This is a genomic window from Caldalkalibacillus uzonensis (genome assembly GCF_030814135.1).
Classification (GTDB): Bacteria; Bacillota; Bacilli; order Caldalkalibacillales; family Caldalkalibacillaceae; genus Caldalkalibacillus; species Caldalkalibacillus uzonensis.
Map to the genome: position 1 here is coordinate 130,604 of NZ_JAUSUQ010000007.1, position 23,285 is coordinate 153,888.

At 50.4% G+C, this 23,285-nt stretch carries 22 protein-coding genes; all 22 read left to right on the forward strand.

Annotated elements, in window-relative coordinates:
• Positions 1 to 30 precede the first annotated feature (30 nt).
• The 22 genes from J2S00_RS10660 to glyA all read left to right on the forward strand — a co-directional run bounded on the left by J2S00_RS10660 (position 31) and on the right by glyA (position 23,282).
• On the forward strand, positions 31 to 3,489 hold the full coding sequence (locus J2S00_RS10660) for a methylmalonyl-CoA mutase family protein (protein ID WP_307339268.1): 3,459 nt from the start codon (positions 31 to 33) through the stop codon (positions 3,487 to 3,489).
• A gap of 95 nt (positions 3,490 to 3,584) precedes the next feature.
• Positions 3,585 to 4,088 carry a DNA-directed RNA polymerase subunit delta gene (rpoE, locus tag J2S00_RS10665; RefSeq protein ID WP_307339271.1) on the forward strand — a complete coding sequence of 168 codons (504 nt, stop codon included), beginning with the start codon at positions 3,585 to 3,587 and terminating at the stop codon, positions 4,086 to 4,088.
• Positions 4,089 to 4,315: 227 nt separating this feature from the next.
• A complete protein-coding gene (gene pyrG / locus J2S00_RS10670; RefSeq protein WP_307339274.1) occupies positions 4,316 to 5,917 on the forward strand; it encodes a CTP synthase in 1,602 nt (533 codons plus the stop codon).
• 190 nt (positions 5,918 to 6,107) lie between these two features.
• A complete protein-coding gene (locus J2S00_RS10675; RefSeq protein ID WP_307339276.1) occupies positions 6,108 to 6,482 on the forward strand; it encodes a response regulator in 375 nt (124 codons plus the stop codon).
• 100 nt (positions 6,483 to 6,582) lie between these two features.
• The gene (gene fba, locus J2S00_RS10680) at positions 6,583 to 7,449 is read left to right on the forward strand and encodes a class II fructose-1,6-bisphosphate aldolase (protein ID WP_307339279.1); all 867 of its coding nucleotides are present in this window, start codon (positions 6,583 to 6,585) and stop codon (positions 7,447 to 7,449) included.
• A 19-nt stretch (positions 7,450 to 7,468) separates the two neighbouring features.
• Positions 7,469 to 8,125, forward strand: coding sequence for a fructose-6-phosphate aldolase (fsa, locus tag J2S00_RS10685; protein WP_307339281.1), 657 nt, complete (start codon positions 7,469 to 7,471; stop codon positions 8,123 to 8,125).
• 76 nt (positions 8,126 to 8,201) lie between these two features.
• Positions 8,202 to 9,488, forward strand: coding sequence for a UDP-N-acetylglucosamine 1-carboxyvinyltransferase (gene murA, locus J2S00_RS10690; RefSeq protein WP_307339283.1), 1,287 nt, complete (start codon positions 8,202 to 8,204; stop codon positions 9,486 to 9,488).
• Between the two features lie 193 nt (positions 9,489 to 9,681).
• Entirely contained in the window at positions 9,682 to 10,647 is a 966-nt protein-coding gene (gene glpX / locus J2S00_RS10695; RefSeq protein WP_307339284.1) for a class II fructose-bisphosphatase, read from the forward strand.
• A 59-nt stretch (positions 10,648 to 10,706) separates the two neighbouring features.
• Entirely contained in the window at positions 10,707 to 11,972 is a 1,266-nt protein-coding gene (gene rho / locus J2S00_RS10700; protein WP_307339286.1) for a transcription termination factor Rho, read from the forward strand.
• 77 nt (positions 11,973 to 12,049) lie between these two features.
• Positions 12,050 to 13,114 carry a M23 family metallopeptidase gene (locus J2S00_RS10705; RefSeq protein WP_307339288.1) on the forward strand — a complete coding sequence of 355 codons (1,065 nt, stop codon included), beginning with the start codon at positions 12,050 to 12,052 and terminating at the stop codon, positions 13,112 to 13,114.
• Positions 13,115 to 13,226: 112 nt separating this feature from the next.
• Complete coding sequence (rpmE, locus tag J2S00_RS10710; protein ID WP_307339290.1) at positions 13,227 to 13,430, forward strand: 50S ribosomal protein L31; 204 nt, start codon at positions 13,227 to 13,229, stop codon at positions 13,428 to 13,430.
• Between the two features lie 113 nt (positions 13,431 to 13,543).
• Complete coding sequence (locus tag J2S00_RS10715) at positions 13,544 to 14,173, forward strand: thymidine kinase (RefSeq protein WP_307339481.1); 630 nt, start codon at positions 13,544 to 13,546, stop codon at positions 14,171 to 14,173.
• Entirely contained in the window at positions 14,128 to 15,198 is a 1,071-nt protein-coding gene (gene prfA, locus J2S00_RS10720; RefSeq protein ID WP_307339293.1) for a peptide chain release factor 1, read from the forward strand. Before J2S00_RS10715 ends, prfA begins: the two co-directional genes overlap by 46 nt.
• Positions 15,198 to 16,136, forward strand: coding sequence for a peptide chain release factor N(5)-glutamine methyltransferase (gene prmC / locus J2S00_RS10725; protein ID WP_307339295.1), 939 nt, complete (start codon positions 15,198 to 15,200; stop codon positions 16,134 to 16,136). The genes prfA and prmC overlap by 1 nt, the downstream gene beginning before the upstream one ends.
• A gap of 109 nt (positions 16,137 to 16,245) precedes the next feature.
• Complete coding sequence (spoIIR, locus tag J2S00_RS10730) at positions 16,246 to 16,935, forward strand: stage II sporulation protein R (protein WP_307339298.1); 690 nt, start codon at positions 16,246 to 16,248, stop codon at positions 16,933 to 16,935.
• A 191-nt stretch (positions 16,936 to 17,126) separates the two neighbouring features.
• Complete coding sequence (locus J2S00_RS10735) at positions 17,127 to 18,233, forward strand: L-threonylcarbamoyladenylate synthase (RefSeq protein ID WP_307339483.1); 1,107 nt, start codon at positions 17,127 to 17,129, stop codon at positions 18,231 to 18,233.
• A 174-nt stretch (positions 18,234 to 18,407) separates the two neighbouring features.
• Positions 18,408 to 18,923: a manganese efflux pump MntP gene (locus tag J2S00_RS10740; RefSeq protein WP_307339486.1), complete on the forward strand. Its 516-nt coding sequence runs from the start codon at positions 18,408 to 18,410 to the stop codon at positions 18,921 to 18,923.
• Between the two features lie 85 nt (positions 18,924 to 19,008).
• On the forward strand, positions 19,009 to 19,449 hold the full coding sequence (locus J2S00_RS10745) for a low molecular weight protein arginine phosphatase (RefSeq protein ID WP_307339300.1): 441 nt from the start codon (positions 19,009 to 19,011) through the stop codon (positions 19,447 to 19,449).
• A 120-nt stretch (positions 19,450 to 19,569) separates the two neighbouring features.
• Entirely contained in the window at positions 19,570 to 20,865 is a 1,296-nt protein-coding gene (locus J2S00_RS10750; RefSeq protein WP_307339301.1) for a methyl-accepting chemotaxis protein, read from the forward strand.
• 83 nt (positions 20,866 to 20,948) lie between these two features.
• A complete protein-coding gene (rpiB, locus tag J2S00_RS10755) occupies positions 20,949 to 21,401 on the forward strand; it encodes a ribose 5-phosphate isomerase B (RefSeq protein ID WP_307339304.1) in 453 nt (150 codons plus the stop codon).
• On the forward strand, positions 21,398 to 21,955 hold the full coding sequence (locus J2S00_RS10760; protein ID WP_307339305.1) for a TIGR01440 family protein: 558 nt from the start codon (positions 21,398 to 21,400) through the stop codon (positions 21,953 to 21,955). Before rpiB ends, J2S00_RS10760 begins: the two co-directional genes overlap by 4 nt.
• 85 nt (positions 21,956 to 22,040) lie before the next feature.
• Positions 22,041 to 23,282: a serine hydroxymethyltransferase gene (gene glyA / locus J2S00_RS10765; RefSeq protein WP_307339306.1), complete on the forward strand. Its 1,242-nt coding sequence runs from the start codon at positions 22,041 to 22,043 to the stop codon at positions 23,280 to 23,282.
• The last annotated feature ends 3 nt before the right edge of the window (positions 23,283 to 23,285 follow it).

Sequence of the window (23,285 nt, forward strand, 5' to 3'; positions counted from 1 at the left end):
GATCAATCTCTGACAAGGAGGAAGAGCAGCATGAGCGGGCAGAAAATGTATCAAGCGAAGCACAAGGTTCGCTTTGTAACGGCTTCCAGTCTGTTTGACGGGCATGATGCGGCCATTAATGTAATGCGGCGTATTTTACAGGCTTCAGGAGCGGAAGTGATCCACCTGGGGCATAATCGTTCCGTCGATGAAGTGGTCCATGCCGCCATCCAGGAAGATGTGCAAGGTATCTGTATCAGTTCCTATCAAGGCGGCCACATGGAGTATTTTAAGTACATGTATGACCTCCTCCATGAGAGAGGGGCAGGACATATTAAAATTTTTGGCGGCGGTGGCGGCGTGATCACTCCGCCCGAGATCAAGGAGTTGCACGAGTACGGCATTACGCGGATCTTTTCCCCTGAGGACGGCCGAGAACTGGGCTTGCAAGGGATGATTAACCAGGTGATCGAAGCAGCTGATTTCTCACCGTTGGATGTGCACGACCTCCCTCTGGAAGATCGGATGGTTGAGCAGCTTAGTGTGGCGGACACTCAGCTGATCGCCCGCTTGATTACTCTTGCCGAAAAAACTTACGATACGATGCGCATGCGGGAGAGAGTGACCATTGCCTCAGGAGGAGTGCAGCCTGAACTCGTTGACGACAAGACCCGTCAGCTGTTCAGCGCTGTCAAAGCCAAAGCCCGGGCCAACACGCACGCACCGGTATTAGGGATTACCGGGACAGGGGGAGCGGGAAAAAGCTCATTAACTGATGAACTGGTCCGCCGCTTCTTAAACGAGTATGAGGACAAAACTGTAGCCATTATTTCCGTGGATCCATCCAAGCAAAAGACGGGCGGTGCTCTGTTGGGTGACCGCATCCGCATGAATGCGATCTATGACCCGCGGGTCTATATGCGCAGTCTGGCCACTCGCTCCTCCCGCACAGAATTAAGTGAAGCTGTGTATGAAGCCATTGAAGTGGTTAAAGCAGCAGGGTTTGATCTGATTATCGTGGAGACCAGCGGCATCGGCCAGGGTGATGCGGAAATCACCACAGTGTGTGACCTGTCTATGTACGTGATGACGAGTGAATTTGGCGCTCCCAGCCAGCTGGAGAAAATTGAAATGCTTGATTTTGCCGACCTGATTGTCATCAATAAATTTGACCGCAAAGGTTCGGAGGATGCTTTGCGTGAAGTGCGCAAACAGGTGAAGCGCAATCAGCAGCTGTTTGACATTCCGGATGAACAACTGCCGGTCTATGGCACCATCGCCAGCCAGTTCCAGGACCCGGGTACTAACCGTTTGTTTGCGGCTCTGATACACAAAATCAATGAGAAAATGGGATTGGATTGGCCGGTTACCATTGCCACCGAAGGAGATTTGGTCAACAAAAATCAGATTATTCCCCCGGAAAGGACGCATTATCTGGCGGAAATCGTGCAGACAGTCAGAGGTTACCGTAAATTTGTGGAGGAGCAAGCACAGCTGGCCCGCAAATGGTATCAATTGGAGGGAGCCCAGCAAGCGCTGCAGGAGTTGTTGAAGAGAGGGGAGAGTGACATTGTCGATGCCTTAGACCAGGAGGAAGTGGCGCTTGGGGAGGGGCTGTCAGCATCTGGAGAACAAGAAAAACCAGAGTCAGAAGCCCAGCAACAAAACACTGAATCGGCACAGAGCGCTGCCGCACTCGCCCAGCTGGAGCAGCTAAAAGAGCACTACAAAAATAAGCTGCATCCTGAAGTGAGAGAAAAGCTGGAAAAGTGGCCGGAGCTGAAAGCAACGTATCAACAGGATCGGCATGTGGTTAAAGTGCGTGACAAGGAGATCGTCACCGAATTGTATACCACTTCTCTATCTGGCACTAAAATTCCCAAGGTGTGCTTGCCCCGCTATGAGGACTGGGGAGACATTGTCACCTGGCTCTTGAAGGAAAATGTGCCGGGCGCATTCCCCTTTACGGCCGGGGTGTTTCCCTTCAAACGGAAAGGGGAAGATCCGACACGCATGTTTGCCGGGGAGGGAACTCCGGAGCGGACCAACCGCCGCTTCCACTACCTGTCCAAAGACAGTGAAGCCAAGCGTTTGTCCACTGCCTTTGACAGCGTCACCTTATATGGCCAGGATCCCGACGAGCGGCCGGACATCTACGGCAAGGTGGGCGAAAGCGGCGTCAGTGTGTGCACACTTGATGACATGAAAAAGCTGTATGCCGGCTTTGACCTGTGCGCCCCTAACACCAGTGTCTCCATGACCATTAACGGGCCTGCCCCGATTATTCTGGCCATGTTCCTCAATACGGCTATCGACCAGCAAATTGACAAATTTAAAGAAAGGGAAGGGCGCGAACCGGCAGCAGAGGAACGGGAACAAATCAAAGCATATACATTGCAAACGGTGCGCGGCACAGTGCAAGCTGACATTTTAAAAGAAGACCAGGGACAAAACACGTGTATTTTCTCCACCGATTTTGCTTTGCGCATGATGGGTGACATACAGGAGTACTTCATAGAAAACAAAGTGCGTAATTATTATTCGGTCAGCATTTCCGGCTACCATATCGCTGAAGCAGGAGCCAATCCCATCACCCAGCTGGCCTTTACCCTGGCCAACGGTTTCACCTATGTGGAATACTACCTCAGCCGGGGCATGCACATTGATGATTTTGCACCCAATCTGTCCTTCTTTTTCAGCAATGGTCTTGATCCTGAATACACGGTGATTGGCCGGGTGGCCCGCCGCATCTGGTCCGTGGTCATGAAACACAAGTATGGCGCCAATGAACGCAGCCAGAAATTGAAGTACCACATCCAGACGTCAGGACGGTCCTTGCATGCTATGGAGATTGACTTTAACGATATCCGCACCACCTTGCAAGCGCTAATGGCTATCTATGACAACTGCAACTCTTTGCATACCAATGCCTATGATGAAGCGATCACCACGCCGACGGAGGAATCGGTGCGCCGGGCGATGGCCATTCAGCTGATTATCAATAAGGAATTGGGCTTGGCCAAAAATGAGAATCCGCTGCAGGGCAGCTTTATTATCGAGGAATTGACCGACCTGGTGGAAGAAGCGGTGTTGATGGAACTGAAGCGCATCAACGACCGGAGCGGTGTGCTGGGGGCCATGGAAACCCAATACCAGCGCAGTAAGATCCAGGAGGAATCCCTCTATTATGAGACCAAGAAGCATTCCGGAGAGCTGCCTGTCATCGGGGTCAACACCTTCCTCAATCCCAACAAACAAGCAGAAGAGGAATTTAACTTGGAACTGGCCCGGGCTACCGAGGAAGAGAAAGAGCAGCAAATCGCCAACTTACGTGCCTTCCAGGACAAACACAAGAACGAAGCTTCCCAAGCTCTGGAGCGGCTTCAGCACACCGCCCGTTCCGGAGGCAATATCTTTGCCGAGCTGATGAACACCGTCCGGGTGGCCAGCTTGGGGCAAATTACACAAGCTTTATATGAAGTGGGTGGACAATACCGTCGCAACATGTAAGTTTATCTTAAAAAAGGGTATGGCATAAAATCCTTTAATCGGTCTATAATGTAGTGATAGAGCATACCAGAGACTGAGGAAGGGAAGTGCTAGGATTGAGTGCGCTCAAAGAGCTCGATCAACTGACCATACAGGAAATGTCCGTAGTGGATATTGTCTATCAACTCTTAAAAGAAGCCAAAGAACCCAAGCCCTTTGACGAATTGTTTCGGGAGGTAGCTGAACTAAAGGGCTTCTCAGAGGAACAAAGCTCAAGTGTCATTGCCCGGCTGTATACGGAGATCAATATAGATGGACGCTTTAAGCCAGTGGGAGATAACCTGTGGGGTCTGCGCAGCTGGTATCCGGTTGAACAAACAGAAGAACCGGTGATGGCTGAGACAAGGAAGAAAAAGAAAAAGCAGGCTCCGGATGATGACGACTTTGATGATCTGTCCGATGAATTAGTGGATGACGATCTGGACGAAGAACTTGACGATGAAGAGCTTTACGACGAAGAGCTGGACGAAGACCTCGATGAAGCGCTGGATGAGGATGAGTTGGATGAGGATGAGTTTGCGCCGTTTGATGACCTGGGCGATGATGATGACAAGGTTTAAAAGACCGGCGGAAGAAAGGTGTATCTCAAGGCTTGACATCTTTCTGGTGAAGGAGTAACATATGTGCTGGGCCATAGAATTGAACACACGTGTTTGGCTCATACGTGCAGCCAAGCATGAAAGATAGATCAAATGAGGGCGCCCCTGACAGGGGTGCCTTTTTCATATTGACAAGATTTAAGACTCCCCACATCAGTTACACTAGGAAGAGAAAAGGAGGATCACGGATGACAAAATACATCTTTGTGACAGGCGGTGTGGTCTCATCGCTGGGGAAAGGGATTACGGCTGCCTCATTGGGGCGCTTGCTGAAGAACCGTGGACTCAGCGTCACCATTCAAAAGTTTGATCCATACATCAATGTGGATCCAGGAACCATGAGCCCTTATCAGCATGGGGAAGTGTTTGTCACCCAGGACGGGGCCGAAACCGATCTTGATTTAGGCCATTATGAACGCTTTATCGATATTAACCTCAATGCTAACAGTAATGTCACCACGGGCAAAATATATTCCTCTGTGATAACTAAAGAGCGCCGGGGAGACTATTTGGGTGGCACAGTACAAGTGATTCCTCACATTACCAACGAAATCAAGGAGCGGGTCTTCCGGGCCGGCAAGGTGGACCATCCAGATGTGGTGATTACCGAAATCGGCGGAACGGTAGGCGATATTGAAAGTTTGCCTTTTCTGGAGGCGATTCGTCAAATTAAAAGCGACATCGGCCGCAAAAATGTCTTGTACATCCACTGCACTCTGATCCCTTACTTAAAAGCTGCCGGAGAGCTGAAAACAAAACCGACACAACACAGTGTCAAAGAGTTGCGCAGTTTAGGAATTCAACCCGATATCATTGTCTGCCGCACAGAACATAAGCTGTCTGAAGAAATGAAAGAAAAACTGGCCCTGTTCTGTGACATTGAAAAAGAGGCCGTTATTGAGGCACAAGATGTGGATACCTTGTATGAAGTACCTCTCTTGTTACAGGCCCAGCACTTTGACGATTACGTTCTGCAAAAGTTAGGGTTGGAGGCACCCGCAGCCGATATGACCGAGTGGAAAGAAATGGTGGCCAAAATTAAGAACTTGAGCCGCACCACCACCATCGCCCTGGTTGGCAAATATGTGGAACTTCCTGATGCTTACCTATCCGTTGCGGAGGCTTTAAATCATGCCGGGATTGCCAATGATACAGAGGTCAACATCCGCTGGGTCAATTCAGAGGAAGTGGCAGCAGAAAACGTAGCCGAGAAATTGCAGGGGGCAGATGGTATTCTGGTTCCCGGAGGGTTTGGTGACCGGGGCATTGAGGGTAAAATTGCCACCATCCGCTATGCCCGGGAACAGCGTATCCCGTTTTTGGGCATCTGCTTAGGGATGCAGCTGGCTTGTGTTGAATTTGCCCGCCATGTGCTAGGGTTGGCTGGGGCTCACAGCTCTGAAATTAATCCGGATACACGCTATCCTGTGATTGATCTTTTGCCTGAACAGAAAGAGATTCAGGACTTGGGCGGGACGATGCGCCTAGGCCTGTATCCCTGCAAGTTGCACAAAGAGAGCAAGGCCTATCAAGCCTACCGGGAAGAGTTGGTTTACGAGCGTCATCGCCACCGCTATGAATTTAACAACGAATTCCGCCCCTTGTTTGAGGAGCGCGGCTTCAAGTTTTCCGGCACATCGCCTGATGGCCGCTTGGTCGAAGTGATTGAGCTGGAGGACCATCCCTGGTTTATGGCCAGCCAATATCATCCCGAATTTGTCTCCCGCCCCAACCGGCCCCAGCCCCTTTTCAGGGAATTTGTTAAGCACGCCCTGGAGTACCAGGTTTAAAGGGACTGCTGGTACAAAGTGACAGGTTAGGCCTTAAGTATGGGAAGGTTAGGTCTATAGATCCACGATTAAGATCATCCAAAATCTTTTCCCCGATTTTCTGAAAAAAAGCCATGAAAAAAAGAAGGATTCCGGCCATTAAGGCAAGAATGTAACAAATAATGAAGGTCAGAAGCGAGGAGGGATAAAAATGGCTAAAGCCAAAATCTTAATCGTGGATGACCAATACGGTATCCGCATCTTGTTGTCCGAAGTGTTGCAAAGTCAAGGTTACATCACGTTTAAAGCGTCCAACGGCAAACAGGCAATTGAGATCGCCAAAAAGGAACGGCCGGATCTAGTGATATTGGATATGAAAATTCCAGGGATGGACGGCTTGGATATTTTAAAACATCTTAAGGCATTTGACAGCTCGATCCAAGTGATTATGATGACGGCCTATGGGGAGCTGGACATGATCAAGGAAGCCATGCAGCTGGGGGCTTTGGCTCATTTTAGCAAACCCTTTGATATTGATGAACTGTGCAAAAAAGTAGAGGAGTATTTGCTGCCCTTGACTCCTTAAGTTTCATTTGCTGCCAGATAAGCAGGTTAGTATAATATAAAGCGTATGAATAGTTAAGAAAAATTAATTAAAGATAATAATTAAGGAGGATACATACGCCATGCCTTTGGTTTCAATGACAGACATGCTGAACAAAGCGGTTGAGGGCAAGTATGCCGTCGGACAATTCAACCTGAATAATCTGGAGTTTACCCAGGCCATCTTGCAAGCAGCCCAAGAAGAGCGTTCTCCTGTTATTTTAGGTGTCAGTGAAGGGGCTGCCCGCTACATGGGCGGATTTAAACTGGTTGTCAATATGGTCAAAGCCTTGATGGAAGAGTACAACGTCACTGTTCCTGTAGCCATTCATTTGGATCACGGTTCCTCGTTTGAAAATTGCGTCAAAGCTATCCATGCCGGTTTTACCTCGGTGATGATTGACGGATCGCATCTACCCTTAGAAGAGAACATTGCTTTGACGAAAAAAGTAGTGGATGTAGCTCATGCTTTGGGTGTTTCTGTTGAAGCCGAATTAGGGAGAATCGGCGGGCAGGAGGATGATCTGGTCGTTGATGATGCGGAAGCGATGTATGCGGTTCCCGAAGAATGCGAGCAATTAGTTCGTGAAACAAAGGTAGACTGCTTTGCTCCGGCCTTAGGTTCGGTTCATGGTCCCTACAAAGGGGAGCCTAAACTGGGGTTTGACCGCATGGAAGTGATTCAAAGGCTGACAGGTGTACCACTCGTCTTGCATGGCGGAACCGGCATTCCCCTCAAAGATATTCAAAAAGCCATTTCATTAGGCACGGCCAAAATTAATGTCAACACAGAAAACCAAATGGCATCGGCCAAAACCGTGCGTCAGGTTTTGGATGAAAACCCGTCCTTGTATGATCCACGCAAATACCTGGGACCGGCCAGAGAGACCATTAAGGAAACGGTCAAAGGCAAAATGCGCGAATTTGGGTCCAGCAGGAAAGCTGAATAATCGAGCAGGAGGGGGACACATGAAATTTTTTATCGACAGTGCAAACATTGCTGAGATTAAAGAAGCCCATGCTCTGGGTGTGTTGGCTGGGGTGACCACCAACCCTTCTTTAGTGGCCAAGGAAGGGGTTGACTTTCATACACGCTTAAAAGAAATATGTGCAGTGGTTAAGGGGTCAGTTAGTGCGGAAGTAATAAGCGAGAAAGCGGAAGAGATGATTGCCGAAGGGGAGGAACTGGCTAAGATTGCCCCGCAAATTACCATTAAAGTGCCTATGACCACCGAAGGGTTAAAAGCGGTGCATGCTTTTAGTCAGAAAGGGATTAAAACCAACGTGACCCTTATTTTCTCTGCCAACCAGGCCCTGTTGGCCGCCCGGGCCGGTGCCACCTATGTGTCTCCGTTTTTGGGACGTCTGGACGACATCGGCCATGACGGCATGGAGTTGATTGCCGATATTGCCGAGATATTTGCCCTGCATGGCATTGAGACGGAAATTATCGCTGCCTCCATCCGCCATCCCCAGCATGTACGGGAAGCTGCCTTGCACGGGGCACATGTTGCCACCATTCCCTATAAAGTTCTCCAGCAATTGATTAAGCATCCTTTAACTGATATTGGTATTGAGAGATTCTTAAAGGACTGGGAAGAAGCCCAAAAGTCAGCACGGAACTGACCTGTTAAACCAGCATCATTTGGTCAATAATAGAACCAAACGTCTCAGAAGTGCACAAGGAAGGAGACCATGCTTCATGGAGAAAATCGTGATAGAGGGGGGCACTCCCTTAAAAGGCAGAGTGCAAGTCAGCGGAGCTAAAAACAGCGCTGTTGCCCTGATTCCGGCTACCATTCTGGCTGAATCGGAAACGGTGATTGATAACGTGCCCAATATCCGCGATGTTCATATTTTAATTGAGTTATTGCAAGAGATTGGCGGACAGGTCCGTTTAAGAGGCGGGGAATTGAAGGTTGACGCAAGCCGGATGAGAGACACCCCGCTGACCAACGGACGGGTCAAACAGTTGCGTGCCTCCTATTATCTGATGGGTGCCATGCTGGGTCGGTTCAAGCGGGCGGCAATCGGCCTCCCGGGAGGCTGCAATTTGGGACCGCGTCCCATTGACCAGCATATTAAGGGTTTTGAAGCATTGGGTGCCAAAGTGCGCACTGAAAAAGGTGCCATCTATCTGGAGGCTGAAAAGCTATCCGGGGCCCGTATTTACTTAGATGTCGTCAGTGTGGGGGCCACCATCAATATCATGCTGGCGGCTGTCAGAGCGGAAGGGCAAACCATTATTGAGAATGCAGCCAAAGAGCCGGAGATTATTGATGTGGCTACCTTGCTCTCTTCCATGGGGGCAAAGATTAAGGGAGCCGGAACAGATGTGATCCGTATTGAAGGCGTCAAACGAATGGATGGCTGCCGGCACAGCATTATTCCCGACCGAATCGAGACAGGAACCTACATGATTGCTGCTGCTGCCAGCCGTGGGCAAGTGATGGTGGATCAGGTGATCCCCAAACACGTCGAGTCCTTAACTTCCAAGCTGCGCGAAATGGGCGTCAAAGTAGTTGAAGCAGATGAACATATTATTGTGGATGGCAGTCAGACCAAGTTGAAGGCTGTAGATATTAAAACATTGGTCCACCCTGGTTTTCCCACCGATTTGCAGCAGCCGATGACCACCTTGCTGACTCAGGCTGAGGGAACCAGCATTGTCACCGACACCATTTATAGTTCCCGTTTCAAACAGGTGGATGAATTGAGGCGTATGGGCGCCAACATCAAAGTGGAGGGCCGCTCGGCCATTATTAGCGGACCTACACCTTTAACCGGAGCCAAGGTAACAGCTAGCGACCTCCGAGCCGGTGCTGCTCTGGTCATTGCCGGCATAATTGCCTCTGGATTAACTGAAATCAGCGGTGTGGAGCATATTGAACGCGGTTATGAGCAGTTGGAAGCCAAGTTAAAAGGCCTGGGGGTTCAAATCTGGCGCCAGTCTGCAGAAGGACAGGCCGCTTTGTACCGAGTCAAATAACATTCCTCTCACCTTCAACCTCTCATCATTTTCTTCCCAGATGGTTTGTGACGTCACTTCATTTTCTGTCCAACACAAGACATCATGTACAGTCCATGATCTCTCCTGCAGAGATCATGGGTTCCTATTGTGGAAGCCTTTTCTGTGAAGAGGAAACCGGTTGACGAGGAAACAAGCAAAAGGGGGAAACGACATGGAAAGAAGCTTAACCATGGAGCTGGTTCGTGTGACTGAGGCAGCAGCTTTGGCTTCGGCCCGCTGGATGGGAAGGGGTCGTAAGGAAGAAGCCGACGATGCAGCCACCACAGCCATGCGCAAAGTATTTGATACGATTCCCATGCAAGGTACTGTAGTTATTGGAGAGGGAGAAATGGACGAGGCGCCCATGCTTTATATTGGGGAAAAATTGGGGACCGGTCAGGGGCCCGAGGTGGATGTGGCTGTTGATCCCTTGGAAGGTACCAACATCGTGGCCAAGGGCACGTGGAATGCGTTGTCTGTCCTGGCCATTGCCGACAAGGGCAATTTGCTGCATGCCCCGGACATGTATATGGAGAAAATTGCCGTGGGACCTGCGGCTGTGGGCCAGATTGACCTGAATGCCTCGGTTACTGATAACCTAAAAGCCGTGGCCAAAGCGACCAATAAAGATATTTCTGATCTTGTCGCGGTGATTTTGGACAGAGAAAGGCACCGCCATATTATTGAAGAAGTGCGCCGGGCCGGGGCGCGTATCAAACTCATTTCCGATGGAGATGTGGCTGCGGCGATTAATACGGCTTTTGAGAATACAGGTGTGGATATTTTGTTTGGCACAGGCGGGGCACCTGAAGGGGTGATTGCCGCGGTTGCTTTAAAATGCCTGGGTGGCGAACTTCAGGGACGGCTGGTTCCCCAGACCGAGGAAGAGTGGGAGCGGTGCAAAAAGATGGGCATCACCAATCCCAAGCAGGTGCTCACCATGGAAGACCTGGTTGCAGGGGACGATGCCATTTTTGCCGCTACCGGTGTAACTGATGGGGAACTGCTCCGAGGAGTCCGTTTCCAAGGCAATACAGCCGAAACCACATCGGTGGTGATGCGGGCCAAGTCGGGGACGGTGCGTTTTATTCAAGCCAAGCACCGCTTGGAGCGAAAGCCTAATATGGTGGTTGAATAAACACACATGAATGAGACACAGCAAGCAAAAGAGATTATGAAAAGTGGTGGGAGAAAACGATGACAACACATCTGGAGTTAGCCAGCTTGGAGGAAAAAAAATTAAGTGACCTGTATAAACTGGCCAGGGAGTACAAAATCTCTTATTATTCACAACTGAAAAAGAAAGAGTTGATTTTTGCCATTCTCAAAGCTCAGGCTGAAAAAGACGGCTATCTGTTCATGGAAGGGATCCTGGAAATTTTGAGTGAGGGTTACGGTTTCTTGCGGCCCATTAACTATGCACCTTCCTCAGAAGATATTTATATTTCTGCTTCCCAAATCCGTCGCTTTGAGTTGAGAAACGGGGACAAAGTATCTGGAAAAGTGAGACCACCCAAGGAAAATGAGCGCTATTTCGGTCTGTTGCATGTGGATGCGGTCAACGGACAGGATCCTGAATTGGCCAAAGAACGGGTTCATTTCCCCGGACTTACCCCTGTCTACCCCGATCAAAAGCTGGTTCTGGAGAGCAGTCCGGACAAGCTTGCCCCCCGTATTATTGACCTGATTGCGCCGGTTGGTTTGGGACAGCGGGGATTGATCGTGGCGCCCCCCAAAGCTGGAAAAACGATGCTGTTAAAAGAGATTGCCAACAGCATTACCACCAATCATCCTGAAATCGATCTCATTGTGCTATTAATCGATGAGCGCCCCGAAGAAGTAACGGATATGCAGCGCTCTGTCAAAGGGGAAGTGGTCAGTTCCACCTTTGATGAGGTGCCCGAAAATCATATTCGTGTCGCGGAACTGGTCTTGGAACGGGCCATGCGCTTGGTGGAACACAAAAAAGATGTGGTCATTCTGCTGGACAGCATCACCCGCTTGGCCCGGGCTTACAACCTGGTGATTCCACCCAGCGGACGCACCTTATCCGGCGGGATTGACCCGGCTGCTTTCCACCGCCCCAAACGCTTTTTTGGTGCCGCCCGCAATATTGAAGAGGGGGGCAGCCTGACCATTCTGGCTACGGCCCTGATTGACACCGGTTCGCGCATGGATGATGTGATTTATGAAGAATTTAAAGGGACCGGTAATATGGAACTGCATCTGGACCGTCGTCTGGCCGAACGGCGCATTTATCCGGCCATTGACATCCGCCGTTCAGGGACGCGCCGGGAAGAATTGCTGCTTGACCCCGATGATTTGGAGAAATTGTGGAACATCCGCAAAACCATGAATGAAACCCCGGATTTTACAGAGCAATTTATCCGTAAATTAAAGGCAACCAAGTCCAATTTGGAGTTTATGGCCTTATTTGAATCTAAATCCTCTTCTTCAGCTTAAGTGGTGATATTTTTCCCTTCAGCAGCATAGGATTGTAAATAATGCTGTCATCAAGCTGTCTGAAGGAGGGACATTGTGTGGGCTCAGTGAAAAAAGTGGTGGCCACAACCCTGGTCTTAACAGGGGGAACTGCTCTCTCAGCGATGGATGCGGAAGCCGCTGAGATCAAAGACGGCGGCTTTCTGGATGAAGATTTGGAGGAGCTGGAAGCAGAGTGGATCGAAAATGCACTGCGCCACTATACCAATCCTCTCAATCGTCTTCAGCTTGACGTGAAAGATGAGGAGATGGAGGAGTATATCACCTATACGGTTCAGGCAGGAGACACCTTGTCGGAAATAGCTCACCGGTTTGATATTCCTGTGCGGGAAATAGCGGTACAGAACGGCATTACCAACACTCACTTTATCCGTGAGGGGCAAGAATTAAAGATCCGCCTGAAAGAAGTTGAATACGTGGTACGGCATGGCGACACCCTGGAGACCATTGCTGAGGCACATGGGGTCAGTATGGAGAAATTGCTGGCTCATAATGCCCAGCTGCGTCTCAATAACCGGACTGTTTTTCCCGGCCAGGCCATCAATATTCCTACATCTCCCCCGCCGGAACCTGTTCCCCAGCCTGTGCTCTCGCCCCGCCAGCAGAAAGCACCTGTTACCGTGGCCAGCCGCTCCCAGAACCGCCCTTCACAGGAACAAGAGCAAAAAGAGACCGCGACCGCAGAAAACACTACGGCATCGGCACAGGCCACATCTGCCTCAGCAAGTGACATCGGCTTTTTCTCCTGGCCAATAAAAGGAACAATTACCAGTCCGTTTGGCATGAGATGGGGGAGAATGCACAATGGAGTGGATATTGCCAACCCGGAAAGAAATGCGGCGGTGCAAGCAGCTCGCGAAGGAGTGGTCAAGCAAGCGAATTACCACGGGGGTTACGGTTATTTGGTGATCGTTGACCATGGTGGGGGAGTAGAAACCTATTATGCCCACCTCAGCCAGATTGCCGTCAGTCAAGGGCAGTCCATTGCCGAGGGGGAGGTGCTGGGTTACCAAGGCATGTCAGGGAACGCCACCGGATACCATCTCCACTTTGAAGTACGATTGAACAATAAGCCCCTCAACCCGATCCACTATCTTCCATAATCCCTTGCTCCTCTTGCCCTGTTGCCAAGGAGAGTTGAACCATGCTATAATATAATATGTTTTGAAAGAACTCTGTTTCGTGTTGATTCAGGGCAAAAAGGAGTGAAAGAAGATGAAACAAGGCATTCACCCTAACTATCACGTCACCAAAGTGGTTTGCCAGTGTGGAAATGAGTTTGAAACGGGTTCCACTAAAGCCGAAGTGCTGCGCGTGGAGATCTGCTCCAACTGTCACCCGTTCTTTACCGGAAAACAAAAATTCGTCGATGCAGGCGGACGTGTGGACCGTTTCAAAAGAAAATACAACCTGCAATAAACGGACGACAATCATATGTTGCGTTGGACAAAACAGGCAAGGACGCTTGCCTGTTTTTTGCTACATATGTGGCCTGATGATCCTTATTACTGATGTTGGGGGCGCTGTCATTGATGCATGTGGTAAAGCACAACGGATGGATTGAAGTGATTTGCGGCAGCATGTTTTCAGGCAAGAGCGAAGAATTAATCCGGCGGGTGCGCCTGGCCCGTTACGCCAAACAACACACACAGGTTTTTAAACCTGTGCTAGATAACCGTTACAGTGAGGTAGCTGTTGTCTCCCATAACGGCACCTCTCTCTCTGCTATTCCTGTGGAACAGGCCAGCCACATTGTGGATCAGGTGCAGGAAAAAACAGAATGCGTGGCCATTGATGAAGTTCAGTTTTTTGATGAAGCTGTGGTAGAAGTGGCCCAGTACTTGGCCAACAAGGGCAAACGGGTGATTTGCGCCGGGCTGGATCAGGACTTTCGTGGACAACCCTTCGGCCCCACGCCGCAGCTGTTGGCCTGTGCCGAATATGTCACCAAATTGCAAGCCGTTTGTGCTTGCTGCGGAGCACCGGCCAGCCGGACTCAACGCCTGATCAACGGAGAACCGGCCCATGTGAACGACCCAGTCATATTGATTGGAGCCAAGGAAAGCTATGAACCCCGTTGCCGCCACTGCCATGAAGTGAAAGGAGTGAAGGCTTCATGTTTGACCGCTTACAAGCATTGGAAGATCGTTACGAGGAATTGAACCGTCTGTTGTCAGATCCTGCTGTGGCCAGTGATCCCAAAAAACTGCGGGATTACTCCAAAGAGCAGTCTGAACTGGAGGAAACGGTTTCCTGCTACCGTGAGTATAAAGATGCGGTTCAGCAATTGAAAGATGCCAAATCCATGCTGGAAGAAAAACTGGATGACGAACTGCGGGAGATGGTCAAAGAGGAGATTGCTGAACTGAGTGAGAAAAAAGAAGCCTTGGAAGAGAAGCTGAAAATCCTCTTGCTGCCCAAAGATCCTAACGACGAGAAGAACGTGATTGTGGAAATCCGCGGGGCAGCGGGCGGTGATGAAGCGGCCTTGTTTGCCGGGGATTTATTCAAAATGTACACCCGCTATGCGGAAGATCAAGGGTGGAAAATTGAAGTGATCGAAGCCCACCCCAATGATGTAGGCGGGTATAAAGAGATTATTTTTACCATTAAAGGTAAGGGGGCTTATAGCCGCCTGAAATATGAAAGCGGAGCCCATCGGGTGCAGCGCGTCCCCGTAACTGAGTCCGGCGGACGTATTCATACCTCCACAGCGACGGTTGCTGTCTTGCCTGAGGCGGAGGAAATCGATGTGCAGATTGACGAAAAAGATATCCGTGTGGATGTGTTCTGCTCCAGTGGCCCCGGTGGGCAAAGCGTGAACACCACCCAATCAGCCGTGCGGATCACCCACATTCCCACCGGTATCGTTGTGTCTTGCCAAGATGAGAAATCACAGCATAAAAACAAAGACAAGGCTATGAAAATTTTACGTGCCCGTGTCTATGACAAATATATGCAAGAGGCCCAGAGCGAATATGCCAGCATCCGCAAGTCTGCTGTGGGCACAGGGGACCGCAGTGAGCGAATCCGGACGTATAACTTCCCCCAAAGCAGGGTGACTGATCATCGTATCGGGCTCTCGCTGCACAAGCTGGATCAGGTGTTGAACGGAGAGCTGGATGATATTATTGATGCGCTGATTGTGCAGGAACAATCGGCCCTTTTGGAGCGTCAGGAAGCCTGATGAACACGCCTGGTTCTGTTTGTACATGCCGAGAAGCCCTGGTTTGGGCTTCTTCTTTATTACTGCAGCAGGTGCTAAACCCCAAAGTGGCAGAATGGGTACTGATGCACGTGCTGGATGTAGACAGGGCCTCTTTTTTAAACATGCTGGATCATCCCCTGACTGAGACCCAAAGGCGTTCCTTTGGCGAGCGCATCAAGCGCATTTTAGAGGGTGAACCTTATCAATATGTACTGGGTACAGCCGAATTTTACGGACGTGAGTTTCTTGTCAACCGGGATGTACTGATTCCCCGACCGGAAACGGAACTGTTGGTTGAAGAAGTGTTAAAACTGTGTCAAGCGGCGAGCCATCCGCTTAAAGTTGTCGATGTGGGGACCGGAAGCGGGGCCATCGCCATTACCCTGGCTCTGGAGATGGGGGCGGCTGTTTGCAGCCAGGAAGTTGAGAATGAAGATAGATACCTGTCAGATAGAGAACAGCAAGGACTCGAACCGGTGATACTAGCCGTTGATATTTCCACGGCTGCCCTCCGGGTGGCCCAAACTAATGCCAAACGCATGCAAGCCAAAGTCACTTTTATCCACAGTGATTGGCTGCAAGCCTTGGCCGAAGCCGGGCAAAGGGTGGATCTGATCGTCTCTAATCCTCCTTATGTGCCCCCGGATGAGCGGCATACGCTGGATTCGGCAGTCGTGGACTATGAACCCCATTTGGCCCTTTTTGCAGAGAATGACGGACTGTATAGTTACCAGCAGATTGTCCGGCAGTCGCTGTCTGTATTGAACAGGCCAGGTGTATTGGCCTTTGAAGTGGGTCAGGGGCAGGCCGAGCAGGTGGCGGCCATCATCCGCACCGCTTATCCACAGGCCCGGTGCTTGATCAAGCCGGACTTACAAGGTATCGAGCGGATCGTTGTCGCCCTTATAGAAAGGTGACGAGTTTTGTCGGTCAAAACATCCCTTCTCCAAGGTTTAACTTTCAGCCAGTTGGTCCAAGCTGAGACTAACGGAACAAAAATGGACGACTTGGAGAGGGGAAACAAGGATGAATAAGCATTTTCAACGGGTCTGTGCCTATGTGTTGACCGGTTTAATGATTGTCGTGATGAGCTGGGAGTACCAGCGGGTGACAGCCTCTTCCCTGGTGATGACGACAGAGATTCCGGAAGAGTCCCTCCGCCTGCGTATTTTGGCCAATAGTGATAGCCCGCATGACCAGTGGCTGAAAGAGGAAGTGCGCAATGAAGTGGTTGAACTGATCACAACTTGGGTGAACGGGATGGATGACATTGACGATGCCCGCGAAGTGATCGCCGGTTCTCTGGCTGAACTGGAACGGGTGGTCGGCCAAACGATTCAGTCCCGTGGTTTTAACTATACATTCAGTGTCAGCTACGGAGAGATTCCGTTCCCGACCAAGTTGTACGGCAGCCGTCTGTATCCGGCTGGAAAATACGAAGGCGTATTGATCACCATTGGTGCCGGGCAGGGAGAAAACTGGTGGTGTGTGCTCTTTCCACCTCTCTGTTTTGTCGACTTCGGGACCGGAGATGTACTGGAAATGGACCAAGAGGGAGATGAGCAGCCAACAGAGAGCGAGCAGTCCTTATTTGACAGCACCGAGCAAGAATCAGATTTACTGCTCACCGAGGAAAATGATCTGGCCCAGCAAGAGGTTGAGGTTCGTTTCTTCCTGGTGGATCTGTTTGATAAAGTAAAAAACTTGTTTGTTTAAAAACTTAGCCGCACTTTGAGCCGGTGTTTTCCAATAAATTTGCCTGTCAGGGCATCATAGGAAAACACCGGCTTTGCTGTAGACAAAAATGTGCGTGCGGGGCAAACCCCGTAAAGGGTATAATATGTATAATAAGTTAATAAGTTTTGGGACGAGACATCAAGGTGTCCATAAAGGAGTTTTAGCAGGTGATGGAACACAAATGGCAGACAAAACATTGGCATATCCACAATGTTGTGGATAAACATGTTGATAACTTGATTAGCCATCCACATGTTCAGCAAGCAGCCAGCTGGATCAACCGGGATGAACCGGTTGCTTTCCCCACCGAAACCGTTTACGGGTTAGGTGCCAATGCCTTGTCTGACAAGGCTGTGCAGAAAATCTTTACGGCCAAAGGACGCCCGGCAGACAACCCATTAATTGTTCATATCTCAGCTGTGGATAACCTGGCAGGGGTTGTGGATGAAATACCTGCACAGGCCCGGTTGCTGATGGCCAAGTTTTGGCCCGGTCCATTAACTCTGGTTCTTCCCCGCGGGAGTCAAGTGTGCCAGAGTGTGACTGCAGGCCTGGATACTGTGGCAGTCCGCATGCCTGCCCATCCGGTGGCCCTGGCCCTCATTGAAGCGTGTGGAAAGCCGTTGGCAGCCCCCAGCGCTAACCTTTCAGGCAAACCCAGCCCCACCCGGGCTGAACACGTGTTGCATGATTTGTCCGGTCGGATTGTGGGTGTGCTGGACGGGGGAGAAACGGGGGTCGGTTTGGAGTCTACCGTTGTGGATGTGACTGGGGAAGTTCCCCTGTTGCTGCGTCCGGGCGGGGTAACCCAAAGTGAGCTGGAGGAAGTGGTCGGCCGCGTAGAGATAGATCCAGCGCTGTCCTATCACCTGGATTCCGTTCACAACACCGCAGCTTTTCGTCCCCGTTCACCGGGCTTGAAATATAAACATTACGCACCGGACGGGGAGGTCTTTCTTGTCTCTCTGGCCAAAGGAGTGAAGGCGATGCGCCGCTACATTCAAGAGTGTGCCCTCCGGGATAGAGAGCAGGGTTATTCTGTGGCTGTATTGACCACCGATGATGGGAAAGGATTTTATGTGGCCGATTTGGTTATCTCCTTAGGTGACCGGACCCGGCTGGAGAGGGTCGCCCAGCGGATTTATGCCGCCTTGCGAGAGGCGGATCAGGCGCAGATACAAAGAATATATGTTGAATCCTTTCCTACTGCAGCCGTAGGCGAAGCCATTATGAACCGCTTGCTCAAAGCTGCTCAGGGACGCATGCTTGAACCTTGAACCATGGAACCGCACTCTGTACAACTGGCAACCAGCTATTGTTAGCCTCGTAAGCAAATAAAAACTTCCCGGCTTGTACTTATTTCCTTCCCCCATGCATATGTTGAAAGAGACAAGGGGGGAGGACAGTTGCTCCACACCATAAACACCGGGGAACTGATCACACTAGGCTTGATGGCGCTTGCACTGGGGATGGATGCCTTCTCCATGTGTCTGGGATTGGGACTAGTGCGGATGGGTGCGCGAAGAATGGCAGCGATCGGACTATGCAACGGCTTTTTGCATATGGCCATGCCTTTGGCCGGTATGATCCTGGGTCAGATGATCGGGGACATGATTGGCCATCTGGCGCTCACTATAGGAGGAACCCTGCTGATCTGCTTTGGACTTCATATGGTCTATTCTTCCTTGTTCAGTGCTGCTACAACCCCATTATGGCTAAACACAACAGGGACCGGATTGTTTCTGTTTTCCGTCAGCGTTAGTTTGGACAGCTTTTCAGTCGGCTTGTCTTTAGGTCTGTTTGACGTTAACACTTGGCTAGCTATCCCATTGTTCGGCTTTTCCGGTTTGGTGCTAACCTGGCTGGGGTTAATCCTTGGCCGGTATGTGGGAGGCTGGATGGGCCATTATAGTGAGGCGGTGGGGGGTATGATTCTAGTCACATTTGGTCTTAAATTTCTGTTCTGATCTGTTCAGAGACGTCATACATAGGAGGCAGCCCCCGCATAGTGACATACACTGAGGAGAAGAACTACAACAGGAGGGATGATCTTTGAAACATATTTTATTTGTCTGTACGGGAAATACTTGCCGCAGTCCGATGGCGGAGTATTTGCTGCGTCACAAAGCAGGGGAAAAGTATGAGGTAAAATCGGCTGGTCTGGCTGCTTTTCCTGGTCAGGATGCTGCCGACCATGTCAAACAATTACTTAACGAGCAGGGGATTCTTGTTGACCATAAGTCTCAGCCGGTTACACCGGAATTGATGGAGTGGGCCGATTTGGTACTCACCATGACCGAGGCACACATGCACCACTTGCAAGAGCAATTTCCAGATAAAAAAGACGTCATATATACCTTGAAAACCTATGTGGACCCAAAGCATGAGAATCCCAATATTTCAGACCCGTTTGGCGGAAACAAGGAAGTCTATGAGTCCACCATGCATGAGATTGAAGCATGGCTGGAGCGCTTCGTAGAGAAAGAGGGCTAAAGGCTGAGCAATATTCTCCAAAATGTCACAAATTAAAATAGTCACAAGAAGGGACTCTGCTTCATTGTGAAGAAAGAAATAGGAAAAGAGTCCCTTTTGGTGTTAAGGAGGAGTGCCGTGATGAAAGCAGAACAAGCGAAACAGCGTTACACGTTCAGTTTGCAAAAAAAGATGGTATCAGGGATTGTTGTGCTGGCCCTGATTACTTATGGGTGCAGTGCCTTTTTCATTTTTGTAGTCAGTGACTATGTGCCCTGGATGACAGGTCTCTCGTTTACGCTGATTACCTTTGGCCTGGGAGTGATCTGGTCGGGCATTCTGGGTTATTTTGCAGCGAGGCGTATTACCCGTCCCATTCAGCGCTTGGCCCAGTCCATGCACACGGCTGCAACCGGTGATTTGAGAGTCAAGTTTGAAGGATACCGCTCTGATGATGAAATTAAAGCGTTAGGACAAGCCTTCAATCAGATGGTTCACCAATTGCAAGGGATGGTAGGGGACATTTCCAATCATTTTAAAGAGACCAACCGGCAAGTCCAAGAGTTGTCCCAAGCATCAGATTCAGCAGCCGAACAGGCAGAAGCGATCAGCCGCACCATCGAAGAAATTGCCTCCGGAGCAGAACGGTCGGCTTCCAGCGTGCAGGCCACAGTGGAAGCAGTGGAGTCAGTGACCGCCATGGCTGAGGAAGTGGATCGCTATGCTGAGGAATCGAAGCGGCTGGCAGAGGACATGGTCAGCGAATTGAATCACAGTGGTGAAGTGGTCCACTCTTTAATTGAAGGGATGGGCAGTCTTGCGGCAGTTAATCAGGAATCGCTGCAAGTGGTTTCCCGCTTGAAGGAGCAAGCCAAAGAGATTAATGAAATTACAGACATGGTAGGAGATATTGCCGAACAGACTAATTTGCTGGCTCTCAATGCCTCTATTGAAGCAGCCCGGGCTGGAGAACACGGGCGGGGATTTGCTGTTGTGGCTCAGGAAGTGCGTGAACTGGCTGATGAAAGCCGCCAGGCAGTGGGGCGCATTACTAAGCTGATTAACCATATTCACCAGGGTGTAGAGCAGGTTGTCAGTCACATTGAAGCTCAAGTGCACGCGGCAGAATCGGAATCAGCCAAAGGGCAGGAAGCCAATCAGGCTTTAGAGGCCATCAGCCGTTCTATTCATAAGGTGGTAGAATCAATTGCCCACATCACCCGTTTGGCAGGTGAACAAACGGAAGCGATGAAACGAACGTTGGCTGAAGCACAGGGGGTCGCTGCCGTTTCAGAGCAAACTTCGGCTGGTGCTCAAGAAGTGGCAGCTTCAGTTGAGCAGCAGACAGCAGTCATGGAAGAAATTGCTGCTTCCGCAGAGGTACTGGAACGAGAGGCGAAAACATTGCATGAGAAAATTAGCCGCTTTACGCTTTAACGGGTATAATCGGGTATAATAATTAAGAAGCCTTTTTGATCACCGCCAAAAGCGCATATGTGTCGAGAAAGGAGGGGGAAACCGTGAAAATTGCCATTGGTTCTGATCACGGAGGTTACCGATTAAAAGAAGAGATTAAAAGCATGCTCACTGAAATGGGACATGAAGTTGAGGATTTTGGTTGCCACTGTGCCGATTCGGTAGATTATCCCGATTATGCCGGCCCTGTGGCCCAGAAAGTGGCCGGCGGTGAGTTTGAGCGGGGTATTTTGATTTGCGGGACAGGGATCGGTATGTCTATTACGGCCAACAAGATCAGGGGGATTCGCTGTGCTTTGGCCCACGATACGTTCAGTGCCAAAATGACCCGCTTGCATAACGACAGCAATATATTGGCCATGGGTGAACGGGTGATTGGCCCTGGCTTAGCGAAAGAAATTGTTAAAGTATGGCTGGAGACGGAATTTGAAGGAGGGCGCCATGCCCGCCGTATTGATAAAATAAATGTGCTGGAAAAGGAGACGGAGGCAACATGAAGTTAACCTCCATCTATGACCAAACCAGACAAGTGCTGCAGGATCTCCTGGACCAATATCCCCTGGGCACCAAGCAGATTCTCGTACTTGGGGTCAGCACCAGTGAAGTGCTAGGGGAGAAAATCGGCACCCACGGAAGTGATGATGTGGCGGAAGCTATTTTCCGTGCTGTTGAAGATGTGCGGCAGAAACACGGTTTTCACATCGCTTACCAATGCTGTGAACATCTAAACAGGGCCCTGGTCGTGGAAAAGCGTACGGCTGATATCTTTCAGTTGGAAGAAGTGACCGTCATCCCTGCACCCAAGGCCGGGGGCGCCATGGCCGCCTATGCCTACCGCCAACTGGCTGATCCAGTCATGGTGGAACATATTCAAGCCCATGCCGGTATCGACATTGGCGATACCTTGATCGGTATGCATCTCAAACATGTGGCTGTCCCAGTCAGAGGCACGCTTAAGCAAGTAGGGAAGGCTCATGTTACGATGGCCAAAACACGGCCCAAGCTGATCGGAGGATCACGGGCCATCTACGAATTGGAGAAAAAGAATTGATTTACGCTGACGATCTGTTATAGTAGTTAGAAATGAGAAAACTGACCAATCGAGAACAGGACAGCCTAAAGGGGGAAGCGAAACGATGGATATTTTACATAAGCAAGATCCGGAAATTTACGAAGCCATTCAAGCAGAATTGGGCCGTCAGCGCAGCAAAATTGAGCTGATTGCCTCTGAAAACTTTGTCAGCCGGGCGGTTTTGGAAGCCATGGGCAGTGTGCTGACCAATAAATATGCCGAAGGTTACCCAGGCCGCCGCTATTATGGTGGTTGCGAACATGTGGATGTGGCTGAAGAGCTGGCACGGGAACGGGTGAAAAAATTATTTGGTGCCGACCATGCCAACGTCCAGCCCCATTCCGGGGCCCAGGCCAACATGGCTGTCTACTTTACAGTTCTAAAACCGGGTGATACCGTGCTGGGGATGAATCTGTCCCACGGGGGACATTTGACCCACGGCAGCCCTGTCAACTTCTCCGGCACCCTGTACAATTTTGTTGACTACGGAGTAGACCCGGACACGCACCGGATTGACTATGATGATGTTTTAAACAAGGCCAAAGAACATAAGCCCAAGTTGATTGTCGCTGGCGCCAGCGCCTATCCACGGGTGATCGATTTTGCCCGCTTGAAGGAGATCGCTGATGAAGTGGGTGCCTTGCTGATGGTGGATATGGCTCACATCGCAGGCCTTGTGGCGACAGGTCATCACCCTTCACCGGTACCTTATGCGGACTTTGTCACTTCTACCACCCACAAAACATTGCGTGGCCCCCGCGGCGGTTTGATTTTGTGTAAAGCTGAATACGCCAAACAGATTGATAAAGCCGTCTTTCCGGGCATGCAGGGCGGCCCGCTGATGCACATCATTGCCGCCAAAGCAGTTGCCTTTAAAGAAGCTCTCAGTCCGGAATTTAAAGCCTATTCCCAAGCCATTATCGATAATGCCAAGCAGTTGGCTCAAAGCCTGACCGACCGCGGGTTTACGCTCGTTTCCGGCGGAACGGACAACCATCTGATTTTGATTGATGTGCGCAATTTAAACCTGACCGGTAAACAGGCAGAGCACCTGTTGGATGAAGTGGGCATTACCTGCAACAAGAACACCATTCCGTTTGACCCTGAAAGCCCATTTGTCACCAGCGGCATTCGCATTGGCACGGCAGCGGTCACATCCAGAGGGTTTGATACGAAAGCAATGGAAGAGATTGCAGATATTATGGCTTTGGCGCTGAAACATCCGGAAGATGACAGCAAACAACAGGAAGCCAGAGCGCGCGTCCGCCAGCTGACGGAACGCTTCCCGCTCTATCCGGAGCTGTAGGAA